The organism is Armatimonadota bacterium (assembly GCA_020354555.1).
GTDB lineage: Bacteria > Armatimonadota > Hebobacteria.
In genome coordinates this window covers 3,691,257-3,715,392 of record CP070648.1, presented here as the reverse complement: position 1 = coordinate 3,715,392, position 24,136 = coordinate 3,691,257, and the positions used below count along the sequence as shown (strand labels likewise).

The 24,136-nt window shown below is 65.3% G+C and carries 17 protein-coding genes; 13 read left to right on the top strand and 4 right to left on the bottom strand.

Annotated elements, in window-relative coordinates:
* Nucleotides 1-406 precede the first annotated feature (406 nt).
* Complete coding sequence (locus JSV65_15205; GenBank protein ID UCH33892.1) at nucleotides 407-586, bottom strand: hypothetical protein; 180 nt, start codon at nucleotides 584-586, stop codon at nucleotides 407-409.
* A gap of 317 nt (nucleotides 587-903) precedes the next feature.
* The gene (locus JSV65_15200; GenBank protein UCH33891.1) at nucleotides 904-1,209 is read right to left on the bottom strand and encodes an Rrf2 family transcriptional regulator; all 306 of its coding nucleotides are present in this window, start codon (nucleotides 1,207-1,209) and stop codon (nucleotides 904-906) included.
* A gap of 552 nt (nucleotides 1,210-1,761) precedes the next feature.
* Here JSV65_15200 and JSV65_15195 point away from each other — a divergent pair.
* The 12 genes from JSV65_15195 to JSV65_15140 all read left to right on the top strand — a co-directional run bounded on the left by JSV65_15195 (nucleotide 1,762) and on the right by JSV65_15140 (nucleotide 18,614).
* Nucleotides 1,762-1,977 carry a hypothetical protein gene (locus JSV65_15195; GenBank protein ID UCH33890.1) on the top strand — a complete coding sequence of 72 codons (216 nt, stop codon included), beginning with the start codon at nucleotides 1,762-1,764 and terminating at the stop codon, nucleotides 1,975-1,977.
* A gap of 52 nt (nucleotides 1,978-2,029) precedes the next feature.
* On the top strand, nucleotides 2,030-4,528 hold the full coding sequence (locus JSV65_15190) for a cyclic nucleotide-binding domain-containing protein (GenBank protein UCH33889.1): 2,499 nt from the start codon (nucleotides 2,030-2,032) through the stop codon (nucleotides 4,526-4,528).
* A gap of 34 nt (nucleotides 4,529-4,562) precedes the next feature.
* Complete coding sequence (locus JSV65_15185) at nucleotides 4,563-4,997, top strand: hypothetical protein (protein UCH33888.1); 435 nt, start codon at nucleotides 4,563-4,565, stop codon at nucleotides 4,995-4,997.
* A 441-nt stretch (nucleotides 4,998-5,438) separates the two neighbouring features.
* Nucleotides 5,439-6,242, top strand: coding sequence for a class I fructose-bisphosphate aldolase family protein (locus JSV65_15180; protein UCH33887.1), 804 nt, complete (start codon nucleotides 5,439-5,441; stop codon nucleotides 6,240-6,242).
* The gene (locus JSV65_15175; GenBank protein UCH33886.1) at nucleotides 6,239-7,231 is read left to right on the top strand and encodes a 3-dehydroquinate synthase II; all 993 of its coding nucleotides are present in this window, start codon (nucleotides 6,239-6,241) and stop codon (nucleotides 7,229-7,231) included. Before JSV65_15180 ends, JSV65_15175 begins: the two co-directional genes overlap by 4 nt.
* A gap of 253 nt (nucleotides 7,232-7,484) precedes the next feature.
* Complete coding sequence (locus JSV65_15170) at nucleotides 7,485-8,657, top strand: aminopeptidase P family protein (protein UCH33885.1); 1,173 nt, start codon at nucleotides 7,485-7,487, stop codon at nucleotides 8,655-8,657.
* Nucleotides 8,658-8,773: 116 nt separating this feature from the next.
* Nucleotides 8,774-10,882 carry a beta-galactosidase trimerization domain-containing protein gene (locus tag JSV65_15165; GenBank protein UCH33884.1) on the top strand — a complete coding sequence of 703 codons (2,109 nt, stop codon included), beginning with the start codon at nucleotides 8,774-8,776 and terminating at the stop codon, nucleotides 10,880-10,882.
* Between the two features lie 2 nt (nucleotides 10,883-10,884).
* On the top strand, nucleotides 10,885-13,149 hold the full coding sequence (locus tag JSV65_15160; protein ID UCH33883.1) for a hypothetical protein: 2,265 nt from the start codon (nucleotides 10,885-10,887) through the stop codon (nucleotides 13,147-13,149).
* 1 nt (nucleotide 13,150) lies between these two features.
* Entirely contained in the window at nucleotides 13,151-14,035 is an 885-nt protein-coding gene (locus JSV65_15155; protein UCH33882.1) for a polysaccharide deacetylase family protein, read from the top strand.
* Nucleotide 14,036: 1 nt separating this feature from the next.
* Complete coding sequence (locus tag JSV65_15150) at nucleotides 14,037-15,194, top strand: aminopeptidase P family protein (GenBank protein UCH33881.1); 1,158 nt, start codon at nucleotides 14,037-14,039, stop codon at nucleotides 15,192-15,194.
* Nucleotides 15,195-15,271: 77 nt separating this feature from the next.
* A complete protein-coding gene (locus JSV65_15145; protein UCH33880.1) occupies nucleotides 15,272-17,890 on the top strand; it encodes a glycoside hydrolase family 9 protein in 2,619 nt (872 codons plus the stop codon).
* A 133-nt stretch (nucleotides 17,891-18,023) separates the two neighbouring features.
* Nucleotides 18,024-18,614 (top strand): hypothetical protein, encoded by a 591-nt coding sequence (locus JSV65_15140; GenBank protein ID UCH33879.1) that lies wholly within the window; start codon nucleotides 18,024-18,026, stop codon nucleotides 18,612-18,614.
* Nucleotides 18,615-18,696: 82 nt separating this feature from the next.
* Here the strand turns inward: JSV65_15140 and JSV65_15135 are convergent, their stop codons facing one another.
* A complete protein-coding gene (locus JSV65_15135) occupies nucleotides 18,697-19,935 on the bottom strand; it encodes a hypothetical protein (protein ID UCH33878.1) in 1,239 nt (412 codons plus the stop codon).
* A gap of 374 nt (nucleotides 19,936-20,309) precedes the next feature.
* On the opposite strand from JSV65_15135, the gene JSV65_15130 reads away from it, so the two are divergent.
* Complete coding sequence (locus JSV65_15130; protein ID UCH33877.1) at nucleotides 20,310-21,863, top strand: hypothetical protein; 1,554 nt, start codon at nucleotides 20,310-20,312, stop codon at nucleotides 21,861-21,863.
* A gap of 247 nt (nucleotides 21,864-22,110) precedes the next feature.
* Here the strand turns inward: JSV65_15130 and JSV65_15125 are convergent.
* The coding region (locus JSV65_15125) for a phosphoenolpyruvate carboxykinase (GTP) (protein ID UCH33876.1) at nucleotides 22,111-24,136 on the bottom strand (2,026 nt) is incomplete at its 5' end.

Genomic DNA, 24,136 nt, shown 5'->3' with positions numbered 1-24,136 from the left:
CGATGACGACCCAGGGGCAAGTGAAGGCCCGCCCGATCGGGGGAGTGGGTATCGGCGGCGAGAGACGCGCGTCGCGCGGGGAACAGCAGCGACGCGTTAGCGCGGATCATTCATGACGAGTTCAGACTTCGTGCGGACTGCCTGCCTCGGCTGCGCCTGAGGCGCACAAGCGTCATGAATAATCCGCGAGCAGTGAGTGGGGCGCACGCGAAGACGATGCCGCCGACCTGCGACAGGTGTCAATCATGCAGGCTAGTGCGAAACGTGGGAAGTCGGCCGCGGTGACGCTCCTCTGGCCAGCGGCGCGGAGAACTCGACAGGCTCAAGCCCGCGAATGAGCCTGCTGAACTAAAGGGGGGCGCAGACGCGAGTGGCTTCGTCGTCGCGGCAGGTGCCCGACTCCGAATCACTCGACATGTGATGCCGTGCGAGGCGCATGGGAGAGCATCGAGCGAACCATCATGTACAACATGACGAGGGCCCCGCCCCAGACGACGGGGATGGCGACCAGGACGACAGCCAACCTGAGAACCGTCAGGCCGACGGCCGTGTAACTCAGGATCTCGTTCAGACCTAGGTCTGCCATGTACCACCTCCGGGCCGAAGCTGGGACGACACCTCTCCATGTCGTCCCGGCCGACGACCGCCGCCGCACTGTGTCCGATTACCCCTCTTATAACCACAGTGTACCGACCGTCCAGCAGCGCGCCAATTGTGGATGACCACATTGTGGGTGGCCGCAAAGGAATGGGGGTAGCCGGAAGTGGGGCGTCGAACGGCAGTTTGCCATCCGCGCGACATCTCTTCTAGGGTGGGGATCCGACGGCCCACGCCACTGCATCCATCAGCCCTGAGCGGTTGCGCAGCGCGCCGCCGGCGCCAACTGCACTCGCACCGGCAAAGCTAGATCTCGTAGCACACCGCCGTCGCCCCCTGGGCGACGAGGTGTCGTTCTCGAAGGTCGGCAAGCGTTGTCTTTTCCAACACCGAGATGATCGCGTCGTCAACCTGCTGCCACAGGTCACGCGCCGCACAACCGGCTGCACGCTCGCAGGCTGCCGGGTCGTGCACGCAGTCCAGGATGTCGACCGGGCCATCAACCGCCTCCACGATATCCCGTGCGGCGATGCCCGACGGAGGCTGGGCGAGCCGATAGCCCCCGAGCGGTCCGCGTTCGGCCTCGAGCAGGCCGGCCCGCCGCAAGGCCACGCGGCCAGTTGCTCGAGGTACTTCGGCGAGACGTCCTGGACGATGGCGGCCAGGCGAAGCTGAAGCCGCCTTGTGCCTTCATGCAGCGCGAGGCCGATCCTCGCCCGCACGGCGTAGCGAGAACGCGTTGAGAGTTTCAGCACATTGCCTACTCATCCCATGGGCATAGCGGCCTTGACATAACGCTCGGAATGGCAGATGTCAGGCGCTGCGGCGGTTTTTCCTGGATCGCTGGCAGCCTGCTTCCGTACGCGAGGATGCAACAAGCGCCTGGCCTGTCGGCGACCGTAATGCATCGAGGTCGTTAACCTTGCTAGAAGAAATGCACGGTTATGTTGGAAACGCGCAGGAGAGCGGGTAACAGAAAGAGAACTGCTTCACTAGTTCGCACACGGCGCTAAGTGGGCCACCCTACACGCCGGCCGTGACGGCTGAGGCGCAGTACATCAAGATCTACAAGTCCAGGAATGTAACGCCATTCACCCAGCCGTCAGCGCACGTCACGCTCAACGGATTGGAGCCTGTCGTGGCGCAGTACGCCCGGCCGGCGGGATGGTGTTCTATGATTACCCGGAGCCGGGCGACCTGACCGTCGTAATCACCAACGACGACCCCGAAACCGGGCAATGCATCGCGTTGTCCGATGTGGACTTTGGGGTCGCCGGCTACGAGCCGGACTGGGAGGAACTCGGCCGCCTCGCCAATATGGGGCTGGATGGAGACCGCTCCGCGGCGGTCGAGGCCAATGGCGGCCGACCGGCGAAATAATCCCAACCGAGCAGCGGACGAGTAACGCGATCCGGATTCCAAAGGAACGCTAGTGGAACGCGCGAACGAGGAAGAGACAGCGCAACGAGGGGCGGCTCTCCTGGCGGCGTCACTGCGCGGAGCAGTCGCGCCAGTCCGGGTAGAAGCCGGCGAAACCGTCGTTCGCCAAGGCGACCCGGGGCGACGTTTCTACTTCGTCGAGTCGGGTGCCCTCGACGTCGTCGTCACCTCCGGCATGGGGCTCCGCCTGCCCGTCGCCAGGCTGGGGCCGGGCAGTCATTTCGGTGAGATGTCCATCCTCGCCGGGATGCCTGTGTCGGCGGACGTGGTCGCGTGCGAGGCAAGCGTGCTCTATGCGCCGACCGCCGAGGAGTTCGATCAACTCGTGCGGCGGAACCCGGACCTGCTCGAACACCTGGCCGGGGAGCTGGCGTTCCGCCTCAAGCGGACGAATGAGCAACTTGCGGCGCAGCAGCAGCGACAAGCGACCCTGAGCAAACTCGTCAGCTTCCGCCCCAGTTCTCCGTTCAAGCGCGACATCCCAAGCTTCGGTGCGAAGATGACCGCAGCCCTGGCGGAGGCGAGCGGCTCCGATCTGCCTCTGCTCATCACCGGTGAGAAGGGGGTCGGGAAGAGAGCCCTGGCTTTGCAGGTGCACTCGACCAGCGCGCGACGGGATGAGGCGGTTCTCGTGGTGGACTGCCGGGAGCTGTCCCCGGAGGAGGCGCGGAGTCAGTTGTTCGGCGACGCGTCGCCTGATTTCGTGAGCCGCTTTGCTGACAGCCTCGGCTACCTGCAGGCTGCCGACCGCGGGACGCTGATCCTCGCCAACGTTGATTCCCTGTCTGCTGAGGTACAGGCGGATGTGGCGACCTTCCTGCGCACCCAGCAAGAATCGTCCGCGGACGACCGGGTGGATGTGAGACTAATCGCGACCGCCGACAGGCCTGGCGCGGGCTCGGGTGCAGAGGAAGGCCAGCGCGGCCCGCTGTTCGAGGCGCTCACCCGCGTGCAGGTGATCGATCTTCGGCCTCTCCGCGAGCGTCGGCGCGACATCGTTCCACTCGCCGAGCATTTCCTGGAACGGGCGGGTCAGCTCAACGGTTCTCCGCCTAAGCAACTCGGCGAAAGCGCAGTGCGCGAGCTTCAGACCTACGACTTCCGCTTCGAGAACGTCGAGGAACTGAGGCAGGTGATCAATCTCGCTGCCGCTCTGGCGGAGGGCGACGTCGTCCACTCCGAGCATCTCTTCTTCGGCTCGGGCACGGGAGCGGACGCCCTTCAGATTGACCTCCTGCGCTGGCCGCGCGTGGAGCAGTTGTTCCTCGACAAACGTTTCATGGTCGGCCTCAAGGCATTGGTCGCGGCGGCGTTTGCGGGGATCATAGCGGCCTGCTTCGTTGCCCCAGCGTCCGCGCTCGGCCGGTTCGCCAATCTGATGGTCTGGGGAGTCTGGTGGCCGGTACTGGTCATCGCTTCCGTGCTCCTCGGGCGTGTCTGGTGTGCGGTTTGCCCCCTCAGCAGCGGCTCGGAAGTCGTCCAGCGCGCCGCGGGCCGGGGGCTGTCAGCGCCGGACCGTCTGAAGCGGATCGGCCCGGCTCTGGCGCTGGCGGGCTTCGTGGGCATCATCTGGGTCGAACACGTCACCGGCATGATCGGCAATCCGCGATACACGGCTTTGCTGTTGTTGGGCCTCGCGGCGATTGCCGCAGCCGTGGGCTGGCTCTATCAGCGCCATGCGTGGTGCCGCTATCTGTGCCCTCTCGGCGCGATGGGTGGCGTGTTGAGCGTCGCCTCCGCCCTGCGGCTGCAGGCGCGCAAGGAGGTGTGCCAGGCGTCATGTACCGGCCATGAATGCTACAAGGGCACGGAGCACGCTCAAGGCTGCCCAATGTTCAACCACGCCATGTTTCTCACCAGCGGGCAACACTGCAAGCTGTGTTTTGAATGCCTGCGAGCGTGCCCCACGCGTTCCCCGCGACTTGTGCTGCAACTGCCGGTGCGAGACATCTGGCGGTCGAATTCGGTCGGCGCCGACCTGGCGCCGCTCGCAGTGGTCGTGGGCCTGATGGCCTTGGTGCTGGCGGCACTGCCGTCGGGAAGTCTGCATGCGCCGCTTAACAAGTGGTGGTTCACGGCCGGCGCTCTCGCGGTCGTCGCAGCAGGCGTCATCCTGCTGCGCCTACTGCGACCCCGTGACCGGACCGAAAGCGGCACCACGCTCTCGTGGGTCGCGCGGCTCGTCTATGCGTTCGCGCCGGCGGCAGCAGCCGCTCTGTTTGCGTTCCACGTTCAGTCCACGCCGTGGCTGGATGAGATCTCGCTGCGCGTGGGTATGACCGAGGTCGAGGTGTTCGGACTATCGCTGTTGCGGCTCGTGCAGGGATCGGCGGTTACCGTCGGCGGTCTCATGTCGCTGTGGGCCCTGTGGCGACTGTGCCGCCAACGCGCGGCGGGGAAGTTGGCGATGGCCCTTGTCGCATGGACGCCGTTAGCCTTACTGACTGCTGCCTATCTCGTGACCGCGCTGGCGCTGCTCGGCCGAGGTTAGGCGAGGAACTGATTGCCATGCATGGTGCAGGCGCATGACGAGACAACGAGGCCACGTCCCCGTCAACGCGCAACATGCAGTAGTCCGACGCTTGTCGCATGCGGTGCTCGACGGCCTCGTCGTCCTCGTTGCCCTCCACAGTGTCGTGCTCGGGGTGTGCCTGCTCCTCTTCCCACTGACGACACTCGGGCTTGTCGGATGGGAGTTCGCCGGGCCGCGGTTTTGGCCCAGCCAGGCGGGTCTGTTTCTCCTGATACTCGGCGTCGCGTACGTCGCCGCACTCCGCTTCAGACCGTTTGTCTGGTTAGTCATCGGCTCAAAGGTCAGCGCATTCTTGTTCCTGCGGGCGAGCGTCGTGTGGCTCGATGCCCCGCGTCTGGTCGCGGTTCTGGGCTGCGGTGATGGGCTGATGGGGGTCGCTGTAGCCATTGCGCTGTGGCGCGTACATCGTGCGGAGCGCCCGCGATGACTGCCGATGCCGGGTGCTTGACGCATTCGCAGGATCGGGCAGAGCGCGAGGGCTGCGAATGCCGTGCTCCCTCGCACCTCGATGTCGCCGCTCGTTGAGGGCGCGGGGCCGCATCCTCGAAGCCGCCTAAGCCGTTTTGGTCGCGAGAACACCCAGGTCAATGGCGCGTAGGCCGTGGCTGCGCACGCGATGCCCCGTCAGTCCCGAGGATGGAGACGTTCCTCCACCCGACCGTCAATCCACAACGCACCGGCCACCGAATTCCCTGAGTACCGGACATCGGGTGCATTGGCGGGCAGGCCTTTCTACTGACGTCCCAATGCCCTCTGGCACCCGGTGTCATCGCCCCTTGGCCGCCGCGACGAGCGCGATTCGCGACCGCATGCGCTTGCATGAATCGGGCTGTTGATGGAGAATAGGGGCGCCGAGGAGGGCGTCACCATGATCGGTAAGCAAATCCGGATCGAACGAATCATCAACCGCGATACCCAGCGCACGGTCATCGTCCCGATGGACCACGGCACGACGGTCGGACCGATCCCCGGGCTGGAAGACATGCGCGATACCGTCACCAAGATCGTCAATGGGGGGGCCAACGCCATTCTCATGCACAAAGGGATGGTGACGGCGGGCCATCGCGGCGGCGGACGGGACGTCGGGCTCATCGTGCACCTCTCGGCCGGCACCACGCTCAGCCCCGACCCTCACGCCAAAGTGCAGGTGTGCACCGTGGAGGAGGCGATCAAGCTCGGCGCCGATGCGGTCTCGATCCATGTCAACCTGGGCGCCGCCACGGACTCGGAAATGCTGGCGAACTTCGGCGAGATCTCCGGCACGTGCATGACGTGGGGCATGCCGCTCGTGGCGATGGTTTACACCCGCGGGGCAAAGATCAAGAGCGAGTACGACGTCGCGCACATCAAGCACGCTGCCCGGGTGGGCGCGGAGTTGGGCGCGGACATCGTGAAGGTCAACTACCCGGGCACCCCCGATGCCTTCCGAGAAGTAGTGGAGGGCTGCCCGGTGCCGGTGGTCATCGCCGGCGGCGAGAAGATGGGGAGCGACGAAGAACTGCTGCAAATGGTCGCCGGCGCGCTCCAAGTCGAGGGCGCGGGAGGCGTTTCGATCGGGCGCAACGCCTTTCAGCATCGCGATCCGGAGGGCATGGTGCGCGCGATCAGCATGATAGTGCATGAAGGGGCGACGGCCGCGGAAAGCAAGAAGTATCTGGAATCGCGCCGATGAAACACATCTGGGTCAAGATCGATCCGTGGGACGAGGCGCTTGCAGGCGCGGCGCTCGAGAGCGGGGCGGACGCGGTCGTCCTCGCGGCCGGTGACACCCCGAAGATGAAAGCGCTGGGGGCACTGCCCACGGTAGCGCCGGACGGCGATATCGTTCCGGGCACGGATGTCTTCTGGATGGAGATTCGCGACAAGGCCGATGAGGAGGCCGCCGCCGCGACGCACCTCGACAAGACCGTGGTGCTCAAGACGAGCGACTGGACGGTGATCCCCCTGGAGAACCTGATCGCGCGACGCGGCAATCTGATGGCGGAGATCGGCAGCGCCCCGGAAGCGCGGCTCGTCATCGCGGTGCTGGAGAAGGGCGTGGACGGGGTGGTACTCGAATCGCGCTCCGCCGAGGCGATCCGAGAGACGGTCGAGTTGGTACATTCCATATCCCCCACGGTCGAACTCGTCGCGGCGACGGTGACGTCGGTACGGCCGCTGGGCATGGGTGATCGCTCGTGCGTTGATACGTGCACCCAAATGGGGCGCGGCGAAGGGATGCTCGTCGGCAACAGCGGGCGCGGGTTCCTGCTGGTGCATTCCGAGAGCCTGGAGACGCCCTACGTTGCGGCGCGCCCGTTTCGCGTAAACGCGGGGGCGATTCACGCCTATGTCTACCTGCCGGACGGTGCAACCAGGTATCTCAGCGAACTGAAGGCGGGGGACGAGGTGCTGCTCGTCCGTGCCACTGGGGAGACCTCGGTCGCCTATGTCGGACGAAACAAGATCGAGCGCCGGCCGCTGCTGTTGGTCGAGGCCGAAGCGGCGGGCGAGACGATTTCGCTCGTGCTCCAGAACGCGGAGACGATCAGGCTGACCACGCCCGAGGGCGAGGCGGTCTCGGTGGCGGAGCTGCAGGTCGGCGATCAGGTGCTGGCGCACCTGGAGAAGGGCGGCCGGCATTTCGGTACCGCGGTGGACGAGACGATCGTCGAACAATAGACCGCGGAAGCCGCCCGCGCGATCCCCAACCCGGCACACCAATCCATGTCGCGCGGTGAACCGGCGTCGGAATGCTGCGGGGCCTCACGCGCGTCTGGGATAGCGCGGTGGCCCTGCTTGACTCCGTTCCGGACACCTATTTGATCTAATCGATCCTGCAGCCGCCGAGCTGGGTCAGATGCGCGTCGGAACGACAGCGGCCGGCGCGAAGCGGAATCTCGCCAGCGCGTGTGAGAAACGGAGGCCAGGCCACATGGGCTACTTGTCAAAGCAGGAGAGAGACGTTCGCCTCGGCCGAGTGAGAGAGATCATGAGCGCCAAGAGCCTGCAGGCGGCTCTTGTCTACTACGACGAGTTCAACATCGGCAACGGCTGGTATCTCACCGGCTGGTGCCCTCAGTTCGAGAGCGGCGCGGTGCTCGTTACGGCGGTCGGCGAACCCATGATCCTGGGCGGCCCCGAGAGCGAACCGTTCGCCAAACTCGACAGCGCGATCCCCGAGACCCGCAATTTCCCGGTGTTCATGGTGCCCGACGAGGAGTATCCCAACGCCCAGATCACGGATTTCCGCGCTCTCTTTGCGGAGCTGCAATCCAGGCTGGGGAAGATCAACCGGGTTGGTGTGGTGGGCGCGGGGCGCATGCCGGCGGATTGTTACCGCCAGATCGTCGAAGGTTTCGCGAACGTCGAACTGGTTGACATCACCGACGAGTTCGTCGCACTCCGGTATGTCAAGTCTGCATGGGAACGGGAGCGAATCCGGGAGGCGTTCGCACTCGCGGACTGCTGCTACGATGCGATGAAAGCGGCGATCGCGGCGGGCGTTTCAGAGATCGAGGTGGCGGCGGCGGGGGAATACGCGGCACGCAGCCGGGGCGCGAGCGGCTTCGGCTTCAGCGCCATCGTTGGCAGCGGCAAACGGTCCAACGCGGTGGTGCCCACCGCCAGTTCCAAGCAACTCGAGGCCGGCGAGATGGTGATGATCGGCATTGCGCCCAAGGTGGCCGGATACGCGGGCGTGGTGGGGGATGTACTGCCGGTATCGGGAGCATACACCGCAAGTCAGAAGGAATGCGTCCGGCACCTGAGAGAAGCGTTTCGTCTCACGAAGGAACAGCTTGTGGTGGGGAAACGCGGCAAGGAGATTGATGCCCCAGCGCGGGCCTATTTCGCCAAGCACGGCTTCTCGCAGTACCTGGTGTGCCCGTTTGCCCACACCATCGGCCTGCATGAGGCCGAATCTCCGTTCTTTGGGCCGAACAGCAACGATATGCTCGAGGCCGGCATGACCGTGTGCGTGGACATCAGTTTCTTCGGCCACCCTGAGTTTGATGGCGTGCGAATCGAGACGGGCTACGAGATAACCGAACAGAGCGCGGTACCGATGAGCCCCAGGATCGACGAGATGTTGCGCTCGGACGTCTAGGGAGAGGATGTCCACACCCCTGGCGCTCGCGGACAGGCTCACGACCAGCAGCGGCCGGGCGGCGAACTCGTAAGGGCGGTTCGGGCCGCCTGCAGGAATCCACGGGAGTCCTCACCATGGACTGGGTCAACCAACGTAGTCGCCTCTACTGGTACGATCAATATGCCCTCAACGAACAGGAGACCGCGTTCGCGAGATACGATCCCGACCGCATCGCAGCGGAGCTTGTCGGTGTGGGCGTGGATATCGTTACGGTGTATGCAGCCAACCAGTATGGCATCGCTTACTACCCGAGCGCGATCCTGCCGCAGCATCCCAACTTGGGGGGCAGGGACTATGTCGGCGACCTCGTCACCCGCCTCCGCGCGCACGACAAGCGGGTTATCCTCTATATCAACTGGCTCGATTCGAAGCACCCGGAATGGAACATGGTGCCGCTGGGATGCCACCAGGCCGCAGTCCGCGCCCCGCAGCAGTCAGCAAGCTGGGCCGATCCGTCACACCCCAACGGACGGGTGCAAGCCCTGCCCGGGGGCGCGTGGCAAGTGCCCTGCATCAACTCGCCGCGCGCCGAGCAAGTCGCGAGCATTGCGCGTGAAATCGTCGACCGGTATCACCCGGACGGCTTCCACCTCGACATGTTCAGCAACGGCGACGTCTGCGTGTGCGATTACTGCCGCCCGACGCTGGAGCGGATCTGCGGCACCGCGGACATCACGCGCGAGGTCATACGCGAGCACTGGGTGGAGTTTATCGATTGGCGCTGCGGGCGCAGCGCGGCGGTGCTGTCGAACGTGTCCGCCGTGCTCCGCGAACGAGGGATCGTGGCGGCACATAATCCTTTCGCTCCGCTCTACGTGGCCGCCATCTGGGGACAGGATGAAGCGTGGTTGGACTCTCTGGATGTCTTTCTCTCGGAGTGTTTCGACCGCTTCCTTGCTCCGTGCAGCGACCTCAACTCCACCAGCATCAATGTGCGCTGGCAGCATGCCGTCGGCAAGCCGGCATGGATCATCCCGACCCAGCATCCCATACACTATGCCCATTGGCCGATCTCGCAGGTGCTGTGGGAGGTCTTCGCCGCAGCCTGCAAGGCCAATGGCTGCAAGGCGTTCGGTCCCTGCGGCGTGGGCACCCGTCCCGACACCACGACCTCACCGAAGATGCTCGCGAACGTGAGGCACGGTTTCGACTTCTACATGCGCGATGCGGACCTCGACGACAACGCAGTCTCGGCGGCCAAGATCGCCCTCGTCTTCTCCTGGGCTACGCGCAAGTACTTCGGCGCGGGCGATCAACAGTGGCTGGAGGAGTTCAGCGGTTGGGCGCGTCTTCTGATCGAGGAGCATCTGCCCTATGATATAGTCGCGGCCGAACGCATCGGCGACGGGGCTGACCTGAAGCAGTATGACCTGGTGATCCTCCCCAACTCCGCGAACCTCAGCGACCGGGTCTGTCGGGCACTTCGCGACTATGTCCGCCGCGGCGGCCGGGTACTGGCTACGGCCGAGACGTCGCTGTGGGATGGCAGGGGCGGCAGGCGCACCGATTTCGCCCTGGCGGATGCCCTGGGGATATCGTGGCGAGGTTCGGTCGCCGGCCACTTCGCGGTGCAGCGGCCCGACGAGGCGGAACCGGCGTCAGGCGTCTTCCAGCAGGTTGCGAGTCGGGGGAAGACCATAGCCCATCGCGTCGATGTGGATCCTGCCGGCTCGGTTGCGGGCACCAAGGATCCCTTGCCGGTACAGGTCAGCGACTGGCCCGTGGTCGTGGTTGGCTCCTTCGGCGAGGGTGAGACCTGCTACGTCGCCTTTGACATCGGTCGCTATTTCTCAATGCACGGCGATGAGCACATCGGCGCCTGGATGGCGGAGTTGCTCGACGCAATCCTTCCCGCGCGACAGGTCGCGGTGCAAGCGCCGCGCACAGTCGAGGTTACCGTTTGGCGGCAGACCACTCCCGAGAGGACCATCATCCACCTGGCCAATAGGACCGTCGCGTGGACCTTGCCCACCGACGCGCGCCAGATCACGGAGATCATCCCGGTACACGATATCGAGGTGACTATTGACAAGCCCTATCACAACTCCGTGGTGACAGCCCGCGGTGCCGATGTGAAAGCGCGAGCAGACGGCGACAAACTTGTAGCCCACGTAGCGGTTGTGCAGGCCTACGCTGCGATCGTGATCGAAGCGTCGTCTCCAGCGAGCGGCGGGGAGCAGTGACGATGGATGTCAGTCAACTGCCGATGGGCTCAGCGCCCGACCCCGTCGCCTGCCCTCATTTCCCGGATCGGCTGCATGCATTCGTTTGGCGCAACTGGCAACTGATACCCGCAGAACGGCTCGCCGGTGTAATCGGCGCGCAGCCGGAGCAGATATGCGAAATTGCGGGCCTCCTGGGCCTGTCGCAGCAGCCCGAGATCACGGAAGACCAGCAGCGCCGCACCTACGTGACGATCATTCGTCGCAACTGGCATCTGCTGCCATACGAACAACTAATCGAGCTGCTCGGATGGACGGTCGAGAAAATGGACTTCGTCCTGCGCGAGGGCGACGGGTTGTTCTGGTGGATGGGCAACTACAAGCCGCGGATTGACCGACTCCGCTACGAGCCGCCCACCGCCGAGGCCAGAGCGCGCGCCCTCGCCATCGGCGCCGCGGCGCGCAGCGACCTGGGCGCCGACTTCGACCGGGCTCGCGACCCGCTCCTGTCCTTTATCGGGCGCCTATCCGAAGCCCCGGCGTCTGCATCTCCGACCCGTCGCAGCGCGTTCGTTCCGCGTTTCTGCTACTCGTACTTCGGGTCTTTCCGCAACGCGCTGTCGAGCGACGAGGATTGCTATCCCGAGGGATACCTCGCGCAGCTCGCCGCGGCGGGCGTCGACGGGGTGTGGCTGCACGAGCCGCTGTATCACTTGGCGCCGTTCCCGTGGGATGAGCGACTCGGTGCGCACCGCGAGGAATACATACGCAATCTGCGCGCGCTCGTGGCGCGGGCGAAGCGACACGGCATCGGCGTGTATATCTATCTCAACGAGCCGAGGCCCATGCCGCTGGCTTTCTTCGACGAGCATCCGGAACTGAAGGGCATCGAGGATGTCGGAGTCTTGCGCGGCCAACTAGCGACGCTTTGCACCAGCGTCCCCGAGGTCCACAGTTACCTGCGTGACGGCATGGCCTATCTCTGCGCAGCGGTGCCCGACCTCGCCGGCGTGTTCACCATCACCGCCTCGGAAAGCTACACCAACTGCTGGTCGCATGACACCGGAAACGAATGCCCGCGCTGCGGCAAGCGCTCGCCGCAAGAGGTCATCGCCGAAGTCAATGCCGTGCTGCACGAGGGGATACGCGAGGCCGGCAGCGAGTGCAAGCTGATCGTGTGGGATTGGGGGTGGCGGGATGAATGGGCGCCGGGGATCATCCAGCGCCTGCCTCCCGACGCCTGGTTCATGAGCGTCAGCGAATGGAGTATGCCCATCAACCGCGGCGGCGTCGAGAGCGAGGTCGGCGAGTATTCGCTGTCGGTGATCGGGCCGGGGCCGCGCGCTACGCGCCACTGGAAGCTCGCCAAAGACCGAGGGCTGAAGACCGTCGCTCGCATCACGGCGAGCAGCACTTGGGAATTGGCCGCAGTACCCTACATCCCTGTGGTGGCGAACGTCGCTCAGCATGCGGCGAACCTGCGCCATGCCGATGTGGACGGCCTGATGTTGAGCTGGACGCTCGGAGGGTATCCCTCGCCGAACCTCGAGGCGATCATCGCGATCGGTGAAGCGCGGAGACCGTCTGTCGAAGCGGCCATGGAAGGCGTCGCCAGGCGACGTTTCGGCGCCGCCGCGCCCGCCGTTGTCGAGGCGTGGAGCGCACTGAGCGCCGCGTTCAGGGAGTACCCGTTCGCCTGCGCATCCCTCTACCAGAGCCCAGTGCACATGGGGCCCGCCAATCTGCTGTGGGGGGAAGCGACCGGGTATGAGGGCGTGGGTACTATGGCCTTCGCCCATCCGGTTGACGACCTCGAAGCGTGGCGAACCATCTACCCGCCCGCAGCGTTCGCCGCGCAATTCAAGAAGGTCGCCGACGGGTTTGACCACGCCCTGGCGGCATTGAAGGAGCGGGGTGCCGAGTTGAGCCTCGACCCGATCGCAGCGCGCGCCTTGGACGAGGAAACGGGCATCGTCGAGGCGTGCGCCATTCATCTTCGCAGCGTGTACAACCAGGTCCGATTCGTCATGGCGCGGCGCCAGCTCGACGACGGGAGCACGCCGGACGAAGCGCGCGCGCTGATCGCCACGCTTGACGAGGTGCTCCACAGCGAGATCGCCCTGGCCACCCGCCTGCACGCGCTTCAAAGCCGCGACTCGCGCATTGGGTTCGAGGCGGCGTGTCAGTACTTCTACATCGCGGTTGATCTCGCGGAGAAGATCGTCAACTGCCGCGATCTGCTCGCGCGCTGGATGCCGCAGCAGCGGGCGAAACACGGGGTGATGTGACATGAGCAAGCTCACGGTGGTGCTCGGCTTCGACATGGAGACCGACATTGGAAGCTGGACGCCGTTTTACGAGGGGCTGGTCAACGGCACCCCGATCATTCTCGATATCCTCGAGCGCCATGGCATCAGCGCTACCTTCTTCTTCACCGGCGACAGTGTCACGAAACATCCTGAGGTGGTGCGGGCGGTCAAGCAGCGAGGACACGAGATTGGCGCGCACACGCTGTTCCACGAGACGATCGGCGATGCGCTGTTCGATATCCCCGGCATGATGCCGATCCTGCCGGAGGAGGTGCCCAACCGCTTGCGCCGGTGCACCGACTGCATTGAGCAGGTGGCCGGCGTCCGTCCCGTGTCGTTCCGCTGCCCGCGCCTGTTCGGGTCGACCGCGGTCGTCAATGCCTTGGAGTCTCTGTGCTACGTCGCGGACGCATCGTACCCGATGTACTACTTCCGCGAGCGCCTGAGGCCATATCACCCGAGCCGGGATGACTGGACTCAGGAGGGTGACCTGCGAATCGTGGAACTGCCCAACTTCGCGGATCTCTCGATGACGTCGCAAGACCCCTTCGGTCGCGACCGGGATCAGTGGCCGCTCTTCCGCACGGAAAGCGCGGAGGCGCTGCTGCGACACATTGACGGCTATGTCGGCTACTGTCGAGCCCAAGCGGTCGAGCCGTTCCTGTGCTTCTACTTTCACCCCTGGGAACTGCACCCGATGCCGGAGACAGAGATCCGCTTCGGCGAGGGGAGCGTTCTGCCCGACCCATTCATCGTCCGGAACTGCGGCCCGTACGCGGCGGAGCAGTTGGACGCGCTGATTGGCGAGCTGCTCGAGCGCGGAGCGCAGTTTCTTCAGGCACAGCACGCTGCAAAGGAGCTATGAGATGCGGGCGATTCCTGACCACGAGTACGGCGACCGGATGAAGAAGTTCCAGCGCAACCTCCGCGCGGCCGGCCTGGATGCGGCGCTGGTGCACTCCAATGAGGCGGATTTCGCGAACGTGCGATACCTTTCCGAGTATTGGCCGACCTTCGAGAGCGCGGGGGTGTTCGTGCCTGCGACGGGCACGCCGGTGCTCATCATCGGCCCTGAGAGTGGCGCCTACGCCGAGGCCCGCAGCAAGATTCGATGGACAGAGCTGATGATCGAGTACCGGGAATCGGCCGATCCCGACTACCCGGGGATTCCCGTCGCCAGCTTCAAGCAGATTGTCAGAAAGGCGATGCCGCGCCGGAGACTCAAGAAGCTCGGCCTGGTCGGCTATTCGATCATGCCGCTGCCGGTCTATGAGAGCCTGCGCAATGAGTTGCCGCGAGTCGAACTGATTAGGGCTGACGATACGCTCATCAACCTGCGCATCGTCAAGAGCCCGAGCGAGATCGCGCTCATGAGGAAAGCGTTCCAGGTCAGCGAGAAAGCGATTGACGCGGTCCTCGGTGAGATCAGGCCGGGCATGACGGAACTTCAGGTCATCGGCATCGCGCAGCGCGAGATCTACCGGCACGGCGCCGAGTACGAAGGCCATGCTTTGTACTGCTTCTGCGGCCCCGCGACGCGGCACGCGATCTCCCGCCCGACACACAACAAGATTAAGCGCCGCGAGGTCATCCAACTCGACATCGGCGCCCGCGTCGGCGGATACGCGTCGAGCGTGGGCCTTCCGGTCTTCTTCGGCACGCTTCCGTCCGCGAAGCGGCGCCTGGTGGAATTCGGCCTCGAAGCGCATTTCAAGACCATGGAGCTGCTCAAAGCGGGCAAGCCTGCCTCGCGAGTAGTTGCCGAATACGAGGCCTTCGTCGAGCAGCGCGGCTTCAAGGCAAACATGCTGTACGGCCCGTGCCACGGCATCGGCATGATGGAAGTCGAGCGCCCCTGGATGGAGTCCACCTCGACCTACAGGCTCAAGCAGGGCATGACTTTCCAGGTGGATACGTTCTTCCAAGGCGAGGACTTCGGCTTACGGTGGGAGAACGGCGTGCGCATTACCAAGACCGGTGTGGAGAAGCTATCCAAGAAGTTCATGAGGATCGTGGAACTCTGAGGCGCCGCGCGCCCATCCGCTGCCTTTGACACCCGGTCGCTGCGTGGGGCTTCAGGCCCGGGCAAGTGGACGGTGTGATGATTTCAGCGAGGAGTGAGATGCGCGAATTGGTGCTTGTTCTCGCGGCTCTGCTTGTGCTCTGTTCCAGCGCGTCGGTCGGTGTGGGCGCAGAGCTGTCCTTCGAATCGGGCGCGGATGTGCCCGAAGGGTGGTGGCCCGGCCCGGGCGCGATGCGGGCAACCCGTTACGCGCGGACCGGTGCGCGTTCCCTGGGCGCGACGACGCGCTCCACGGATCGCTCATGGTCGAGCTACCCGGTACCCCTCGAAGTCGGTCAGGCCTATCGGTTGGGCGGATGGATTCGGTGCCGCGAAGGGGTGGCGCGCCTCGGGATGGATCTGCTCGATGAGGCGGGGCGCGTGATCGGCTCGGCGCGCACGCCGCCGGTCGTGCCTGCGCAGCGCTGGCAATACGTCGCCGCGGAGGCCGACCTGCCCCCGCGGGCCACCTCGGCAAGCCTCTGGTTTGAGGTCGAAGGAGAGGCCTATCTCGATGATGTCGTCTTCGCGCCCATAGCGGCCAACCTGGCGTTCAATCCGTCCTTCGAGGGCGATGCAAAGGGACGCGTGGGATACTGGTCGCAGGAGACACGCTCCCCGGTACCCGGGCCGGGGGCCGGGGCTCTGCGAGCCGATGCCGCCGGCGGCCGCACCGGTGGAGCCATGCTGCTCGAAGCGGAGAGCGGATGGTATGCGGCGCGCATGGTTGACATGCCTCTACCCCAGGGATACACGCTGTTCCGGTTCTCGGGCTGGAGCCGCGCGGACGCTGCCGAGTTGCGCCTGTGGGTCGTCTGGGTCAACGCCTGGGGCAAGGTCATCGGCGCGGATCACGCCGCGCGCGTGGCGACGGAGCAGGACTGGGCGCGGTGGGAGTGCCGGGTCGGCCCTCCGGCCGGCGCGGTGGGGGCGAGGTTGGTCGTTGCGGTGCGCGGCGGCAGGGCATGGCTGGATGATTTCCGGTTCTCGCTCTGTGCGCCCGCTACCCGGCGGCACCCGGTAGTCCGCGTGCATGTGAACCAGGTCGGCTACGAACTGAAGGGGCCGAAGAGCCTGGTCGTTGCCACTAACTTCTTCCCGACGGATTCGGCACAGGGGGAACTCGAGATTAGGTCCGAATCTGGCCGGCCGGTTGTGAAGCTGCCGCTGCGGTGTTCCGGGCGCATCCACGAGGGCCAACCCGCTGACTGGGGCGATTACTACTGGCGAGCTGATTTCTCTTCGCTCACCGCTCCCGGGAGATACCGCGCGGCGGCGCGCTTCGGCGCCCGGAACGGAACATCGCCGCCCTTCGAAATCGGCCGCGATCTCCTGTTACGCCGGACCGCCGACCTCGGCGTCAAGTTCTTCTTCGTCCAGCGGTGCGGCTTCGACGTGCCCGGGTGGCACCGGGCGTGTCACCTCGATGACGCCCGGCTGCCCGACGGTACCCACATTAACGCCACGGGCGGCTGGCACAGCGCAGGCGACTACAACAAGATAATGTATGAGAATGGCGACGGGGGCGTCGCCTACGCGCTGCTCCAGGCGCACCATGCTGCGCCCGAGATCTTCGCTCGCTTCGACCGCAATGGTGACGGCACATCCGACGTGCTTGACGAAGCGACATGGGGCGCCCGTTTCGTGGCCAAGATGCAGATCCCGGAGAGCGGCGGGCTGTACGGCACGATCTCTCAGGGGCCGGGCCGCGCGTGGACGAAGTGGTCTCCGCCGGAGGTCCATACCGACAACATCATAGGTACCGATGACGACCCGGTCGTCGCCGAAGGAGAAGGGAGTTCCCCGCTGGTGATCGGAGCCTGGGCGCGCCTCTCGGCCATGCCGGAGCTGGCCGCCGCGGCCGACGACTACCTCCGGCGGGCGGTCAAGCTCTTCGATCACGCAACACAGGGCGCGACGTCAAGCGGCAGTCCGCATCTCCTGCTGAGCGCAATGGATCTCCACGCAGTCACGGGCGAAAGGCGCTACCTCGACTTCGCGCGCGACAGCGCGGAAGCGATTATGGCAACGCAGCAACCGGCCGGCCGCCTGCGGGGCGCATTCGGCAGTTATGGCGAGATCAGCGCTGGGGCGCTCGCCACCTTCGCGCTGAACTACCCGGATGACCCCGTGTGCGCGAGGATTCGGGCGGCCATGCGCCCATTTGTCAGGTTCTGCCTGAGCACTGCCGACAACCCCTTCGGACTGAGCAAGCAGGCGGTGGGGCAGCAGGACTACTTCTTCGAGCCCACGTCAACCCTGGGGCACAATTTCGAGTGCCTTGGCCGCGCATGGGCGGCGGCACAGATACATCACCTCATTGGTGATCGGCGTGCGCTCCGCTTCGCAGCCGATCAGATCGACTGGGTGCTGGGGAAGAACCCGATCGGCCTGTGCATGTTCGAGGGGAAGGGCACGTTCAACCCTCCACGCTATCATCATCGATACGACGCCATCGCCGGCCGGCCCCGGGGCGCCGTGCCCGGCGCCATTCCCAACGGATTCGTCCGGTCGGCCTACGGGCTGGATCAGCCCGGGTTTGACCTGTCGCGCGTCGGCTCGGGGCGCGACCACCCGTCATATCGCACCAGCGAGCCGTGGCTGACCCACAACATGTGGTACCTCATGGCGCTGAGCGCATTGCCTCGGAAAGGATGACGAGGCCGCGGAGCCTTGGGCCACGGGTTGATGTGATCGACTGGGCCGTATCGCCCCGGGCATGCGGACGGCAGGAGCGCAACGGCAGCCAGAGAAGATGCATTAAGCGGAGAGGGAACCTGGAGGTGCAGCGATGCCACGAGTGGAGCCGGTTGTCTATTTCGAGGACACGGGTAAGGTTCAGCGGAATACCCGGATCGTCGTGGAAACGGTGGGCGAATACCTCAAGGATCACCGCGCGCGGCACGTCGTGATGGCCACGAACACGGGGTATGTCGGCGCGCAGTTCGCGCGGCTGGCGGATGCCCACCGCAAGGTGAACTTCGTCGCGGTGAAGATGGCGCCGGCCGTGGATAAGATGTACGACATCAAATGGAACGCGCGCTACGCCAAAGCAATGGACAAAGCGGGCATCAAGGTGGTGTGCGGAGTGCACGCGCTGACCGGCGGAGTGGATCACGCGCTGCGGGCGAAGTTCGAGGGCTTTCCGCCGAGCGCGGTGATGGCGGAGACGCTCTACCTGTTCTCGCAGGGCATGAAGGTGTGCCTGGAGATCATTGCCATGGCGTGCGACGCCGGCCTGGTTCCCGAGGGGGTGCAGGTGATCTCATGCGCGGGCACGGGCCACGGGTCGGACACCGCGGTGGTCGCGACCTCCGCGGCGGGTGCGAACTTCTTCGACATCGACGTGCATCGGATCCTGGCGATGCCGCTCAAGAAGTAGCGGCGTCAGGCCGATTGCCGTCTCGCGCGGCAACTGCGCCCATCAGCGGGTTGGCGCAACGGCCGCACGGCGAGCCGGTCGGTCAGCGCGCGAATTCCTCGGCCAGCTCCTGAGCGATCTGCGTCCATTCCCACATGCGGTGCGGCTCGTTGCGACAGGTGTGAAGATCCTTCATGATGATCTCGACCGCGCAGCCCCGCGTCTTCTCGAGCACGTCACGCAGACCCGCCCTCGCCGCGTTCGGATCCCACGCCTCGCCGCCGAGAATCGCCGGGTTGGGCTTGTAGGAGAATACGAGGTCCTGTCCCACGGCGGCGGCTCCCGTTTCGACGTCAACCCAGGGGCTCATGGAAATGCGGCGCAGGTTCGGGATGTGCTTCCTGACGATGTCCACTTTTCGGTGCAGCGGCTCGCAGCACCCGTAGCCCGCAAGGCCGAAGCGCTTGAGGTAGCGGCCTTCGTATTGCAGGCCGAACTCCTCATGCATCGCCGGAGAGACGACCGAGAAGATCTGCGTCGTCGCGTGCCCCCACATATCTCTGGCGCGCACGTGGGCGCCGTCGAAATCCGCTTGCGGCAGTTCATCGGTGAAGCCCAGCCCCCCCGGCCCGACGCCCACGTTGCCGTTGTTCAACCCCAGCGCGTTCTGCCGTTCCAGCGCCTCGAGTTGATCGAGCATGCCTTCGGTCATGCGCTCCAGCACGCGGTGCATCCATGCCGGGCGATCAACCATATCCACAAAGGCCTGATCCAGACCTCGCCACTGGATGAACTGGTCGAAGATGGCGAACCAGAAGCCGCACTGCCCCCTCTTCCGCACGGTGAAGATGCCGTCGTAGAAATCAGCGTGGCGCTCGAAGGCCCGTTCCGTTTCCTCCCAGTCAACAGTGACCCGGGGCAGTTGGATCTTATCAATGTCCTGTTCCGACCTAATGACCGGCTCGTAGTGCGCAGCGCCGAAGTAATGGTCGGGGCGCACCGCGTTGACGCTCAAGCCCCATCCGGTATCGCGCACGACAATCGGCGAGTAGATGACATCCTCGACGACCATATCGCCGGGCATGTGCTCCCACTGGTAGAGCACGCGGCGCAGGTGCAGCTCCTGCGCGCGGCAGAAGCCGTTGCTGCACTGCGCTTCGCTGTCATCCAGTGTTTCGTTCCACGCACCGTTTTGCAGCATCACCATCGGCCGCATCGGGTCGAGGCGGTTGAGCCGGCGCCACAGCTCGGCCTTCTCCTTTTGGATCGGGAGGGAAGCGATCTCGGCGACCTGCTTGGCGAGATCGCGAACCATCGCCCGCTCTTTGTCCGGCATTCCCATAGCGGTCTCCTTGCGGCGCGGCACCGGGCGCGCGCACATGACGCGGCGCCGCGGCGCGTGATTCGCATGCCGGGCGTTCTTCCGCGTCGAGCCACCGCCATCCTGCACGAGCCGCTCCAGCGCACCGGCGCGCGCTTCGAGCCGAGCCGTGCGGACCACGCAGCCCGAGACACCGACGATTCGCCGCCGCCGCGGAGCGTTGCCGACCTTCACGATCACCGCCGGACGGCAGGACTTGACGGAAGCAGCGAGAACCGATGTCACGTCCGGTTCGATTGCCCCGGTGAGTCGAGTCTCGGTACGCTGCGCTTGGCGTTTCGCCGCTGCGTCGCAGGTGCGCTTGCCGCGGCTCAGCGCGGAATGAGGAGGTGAGTGTGAAGCTGCATACAGCATATGCCATCAACGGGAAGCCTGTGCTCGGCACGTACGGCCGAACCGACCTCGAAGCCCTGGCGCTGGTGAAAGAGGTCGGGATGAACCTCGTCTTCGGCGGGGCCGACCTGCTCGACGCGACCACGGAGCGAGGGGAGTTCTGCCGCGACAACGGGATCAAGGTGATGTACTCCATCACCGGACACGTCCACGGCAGACCGGGCTTGAGCGACGATGTCACCGAGACGCAGACGGAGATCCCGATCCGCGGCGGCGTGCCGCTTCCGCCGCCCGGGCCGGTGCAAGTCGACGACGAACTCATCCGCTACCGGGAAGCCACGCCGGCGGCGCTCCTGGGCTGCGAGCGCGGGGCCGAAGGGACGACGCCGGCGCCCCATCGCGCCGGAATCATCCTGTTCTGGCCCGAGCCGCTCGCCAGGGAAGTCGCCGGCGTCCAGGCCTCGCCCAACCTTTATGGCTACTACATCCTCGACGATAGCCCGGGCCCGGCATTGTCCGCGCTCCGCGGGATGTACCGAGTTGTCAGACGCGCGGACAGCGTCCGTCCACTGTGCGGCGGATACAGCGGCGCCACGACGCTCCACAACTTCGCGCGGGATGCCGCCGATGTCCTGATGCTGTATTACTATCCGGTCCTGAAGACCGGCTGCGACCGAACGATGACGAGCTACGACACGCAGTGGATGCTGACCGATGCCCGTCGGCGCGTTCCAGGCATACCGTTCTTCGGCATCTATCAGGCATTCTGGGGCGGCGACTGGAACAAGCAGGAGCCGCTCACTGCCGCCGAGGTGCGAGAGCAGATCGAAGACTTCGTGCGCGAGGGCGCGTCGGGCCTGATCGCGTTCTACCTCGCGCCCGACGACGGCCCGCTGGGCGGATGGAACCTGAACCAGGACATGCAGCGGGTCATCCGCGACGCCAACCATGAGATCCTCAGCACCGGCGGCCTGACCGTGCCGCCGGAATCGCCGGACATGGCGCGGGCGCGCTTCCAGCCCACCGGGCACTGGACGCACCCGCGCGACGTGCCCGGCATCGTCCCGGCATGGCACGTCCTTGCGCCGTTCGATGACGCCCAAGCAAAGAAGCTCGACGCCGCGTTTCCGCCGGAGGACGAGGTTGATCTCGAAGCGACCTACTCCGGCAAGGGCAGAACGATCCGCTGGATGACACAGCGGACGATCGCCGGCGCGGTCGGGTTCGTGGAACTCTACGGTGACATAGAGCATCTCGCGCACTGCCTGGCCTACGCGACGTGCGACGTGACAAGCCCGCGCGAGCAGGACGTGCAGATGCGGTTCTCCAGCGATGACGCGGCCATCGTATGGTTGAATGGACGACAGGTGTGGCGGCACGACGGGCCGCGGGGCGTGCACTGGGATTCCGACGTCGTCCCGGTCAAGCTGGAAGCGGGTGACACTCGCGTTGTGGTAAAGGTGTACAACGGAGTCGGGCAGTGGGGGTTCTTCATGCGGTTCACAGACGCCGACGGCAAGCCCCCGGCCGACCTCAGCTTCTCACCGACCCTCTGAAGCCTCGCCGACTGAGCGATGGGAACCGTGGCTCAACGGGGCGATCTGGGTCAGCAGCGGATCCATCATCACGCGCGTCCGTAGCTGAGCAAAGGGGAGTCGGCTCAACGTCGCCCAGCGTCCGCTGCACCAGAGCGTCTTTCAGCCGCCGCTTTACGTCAGTGTTCCGCTCCGTCCTCTCGGCGCAAGGCGAGCGAGAGCCGCGCCGAAGTCGCTGGCGCCGACTCATAGACTGACGTGAAGCGGGTTAGCTGCCGGCGGCCTCCTGGTCGTCGCGCAGTTCTCTGGCTGCCGCCGCCATGGTCCTGTACAACTCGGGGAGTTCGTCCAACTCCACCGCCGAGAACGCCACCCGAATGTCGCGCTCGCCGTCGGCGATCACCCCGATGCCGTACTTGTCCAGCAGGTGCTTGCGGTAGATCTCCGCAGTTGTGTCCTTGAGCGTCAAGCACATGAAGTAGCCCGAGTTGAAGGGATACGGCTCCCACACATCCGCGAACTCCGAGGAGCTGAGGATGTCGCGCACCGCCTTGGCCCTGGCTTCGAGGACTGCGCGCTTCTCCTGATGCTGCGCGGCAATGGCGTCGCCGGCAAGTGCCTTCGCCAGCACGGACTGCGCGGGCTGGGAGCAGTTGGAGATTACGCTGCGGATCGCCCCGGCGACCTTCTTCTCCAGCGCGGCATAGAGCGCTTCGTCGCTGAGGGCAGCGCGTGCCCCGAACGTCATCATGCCGGTGCGGAACCCCCAGACGAACTGCTCCTTGGTTGGGCCGTCCGCCTTGATCGCCAGGATGCGCTCGTGGGCGCCGGCCAGGCGGGCGAACAGAGACTCCTGCAGCACCTGCTCATCGTAGAACAGGCCGAAGTATGCATCGTCCGTCACGACCACCAGGTTGCAGCCGTTGTCCGCTGCCTCGATCAGCGCGGAGACAACGGCGTCGGCTTCTTGCATCGTCACCGAGTACCCGGTCGGATTGTTCGGGAAGTTGAGCACGACGATCGTCTTCCAGCTTCCGACCCGGGTGAACAGCGCCTGGCGCAGCCCCTCCACGTTGAAGCCGCCCGCGGCGCTGAAGAACGGGTAGAGCATCAGTTGCGCCTGGAACCGGGCCGCGTACAGAAGCTCGTAGTTCTCCCAGAACTTGTCCGGCAGCAGGACGACGTCGCCTTGATCTACGAACAGGTCGCCGACCAGGCTGAGGGCGTGCGTTACGCCACTGGTGACGATGGGTGTCGAGAAGCTCTTGCCGGCGAGGCTCGGGTTCTTGTCGAGCAGGAGCTGGCGCCACATGCGGCGCAGATCCGGCTGACCGGTGGCAGGCGCGTAGCTCAGAGCTGCAGCTGGGGTGAGGCCCGGGAAGCTCTCCATGATGGACGGCAGGAACATCGGCGCGCCGCGCTCGCGCGCGATGCCGATGGTCGCGTTGAAGCGGCTGGCCTTCTCTTTCGCCTCGGCGCTCTGGCTCAGGATGCCCTTGGGGAAGTGGATGCGCCTGCCGAACTCGGAGAGCATGGCGTAGACTTGAGGGTTCTCGCGCTCAATGACCTCGTTGAGTTCGGCGGCGAGGGGCCGGATTTCGGCGCCCGGCTTGAGCAACGAGATCGGCGCCCTGAGCCGGAGCTGGAGCGCTTCGTGCTGCTCCCACAGCGCTTTCGGGAACCTGCTGCCGAATTGCTGGAAGAAACCGGTGACGCTTTCGGTCTCTTCGTACCAGTCCTCGCAGTTGACGGCGAGCAGCTTCTCCATATCCTCATGGGAGAACTCAAGGCCGGCCAGGTCGAGGGCGTCCGGGGTCGGCACGTAGCCTATGGGGGTCCGGCGAGCGTCCGCTTCCCCGCGACAGCGGTCGAGAATCCACTCGATGACTCGGAGATTCTCCCCGTATCCTGGCCACAGCAGGTCGCCGTTCTCGTCGGTGCGGAACCAGTTGACATGGAAGATCCTGGGCGGCTGCGTCATGCGCTGTCCCATGTTGAGCCAATGCTCGAAGTAGTCGCCCATGTGGTAGCCGCAGAACGGCAGCATGGCCATCGGGTCGCGCCGTACTTCGCCGAGCTTGCCGAACTGCGCGGCCGTGCGTTCCGACGCCATGGCGGCTCCGACGTACGCCCCGTGTTCCCAGTCGAATGCCTCATATACCAGCGGCGCCAGATGCGCGCGGCGCCCGCCGAACACAACCGCCGAGATCGGGACGCCGTGATGGTGCTCGGTTCTGAACGAATGGGAAGGGCACTGCGTCAGCGGCGTGGTGAACCGGCTGTTCGGGTGCGCC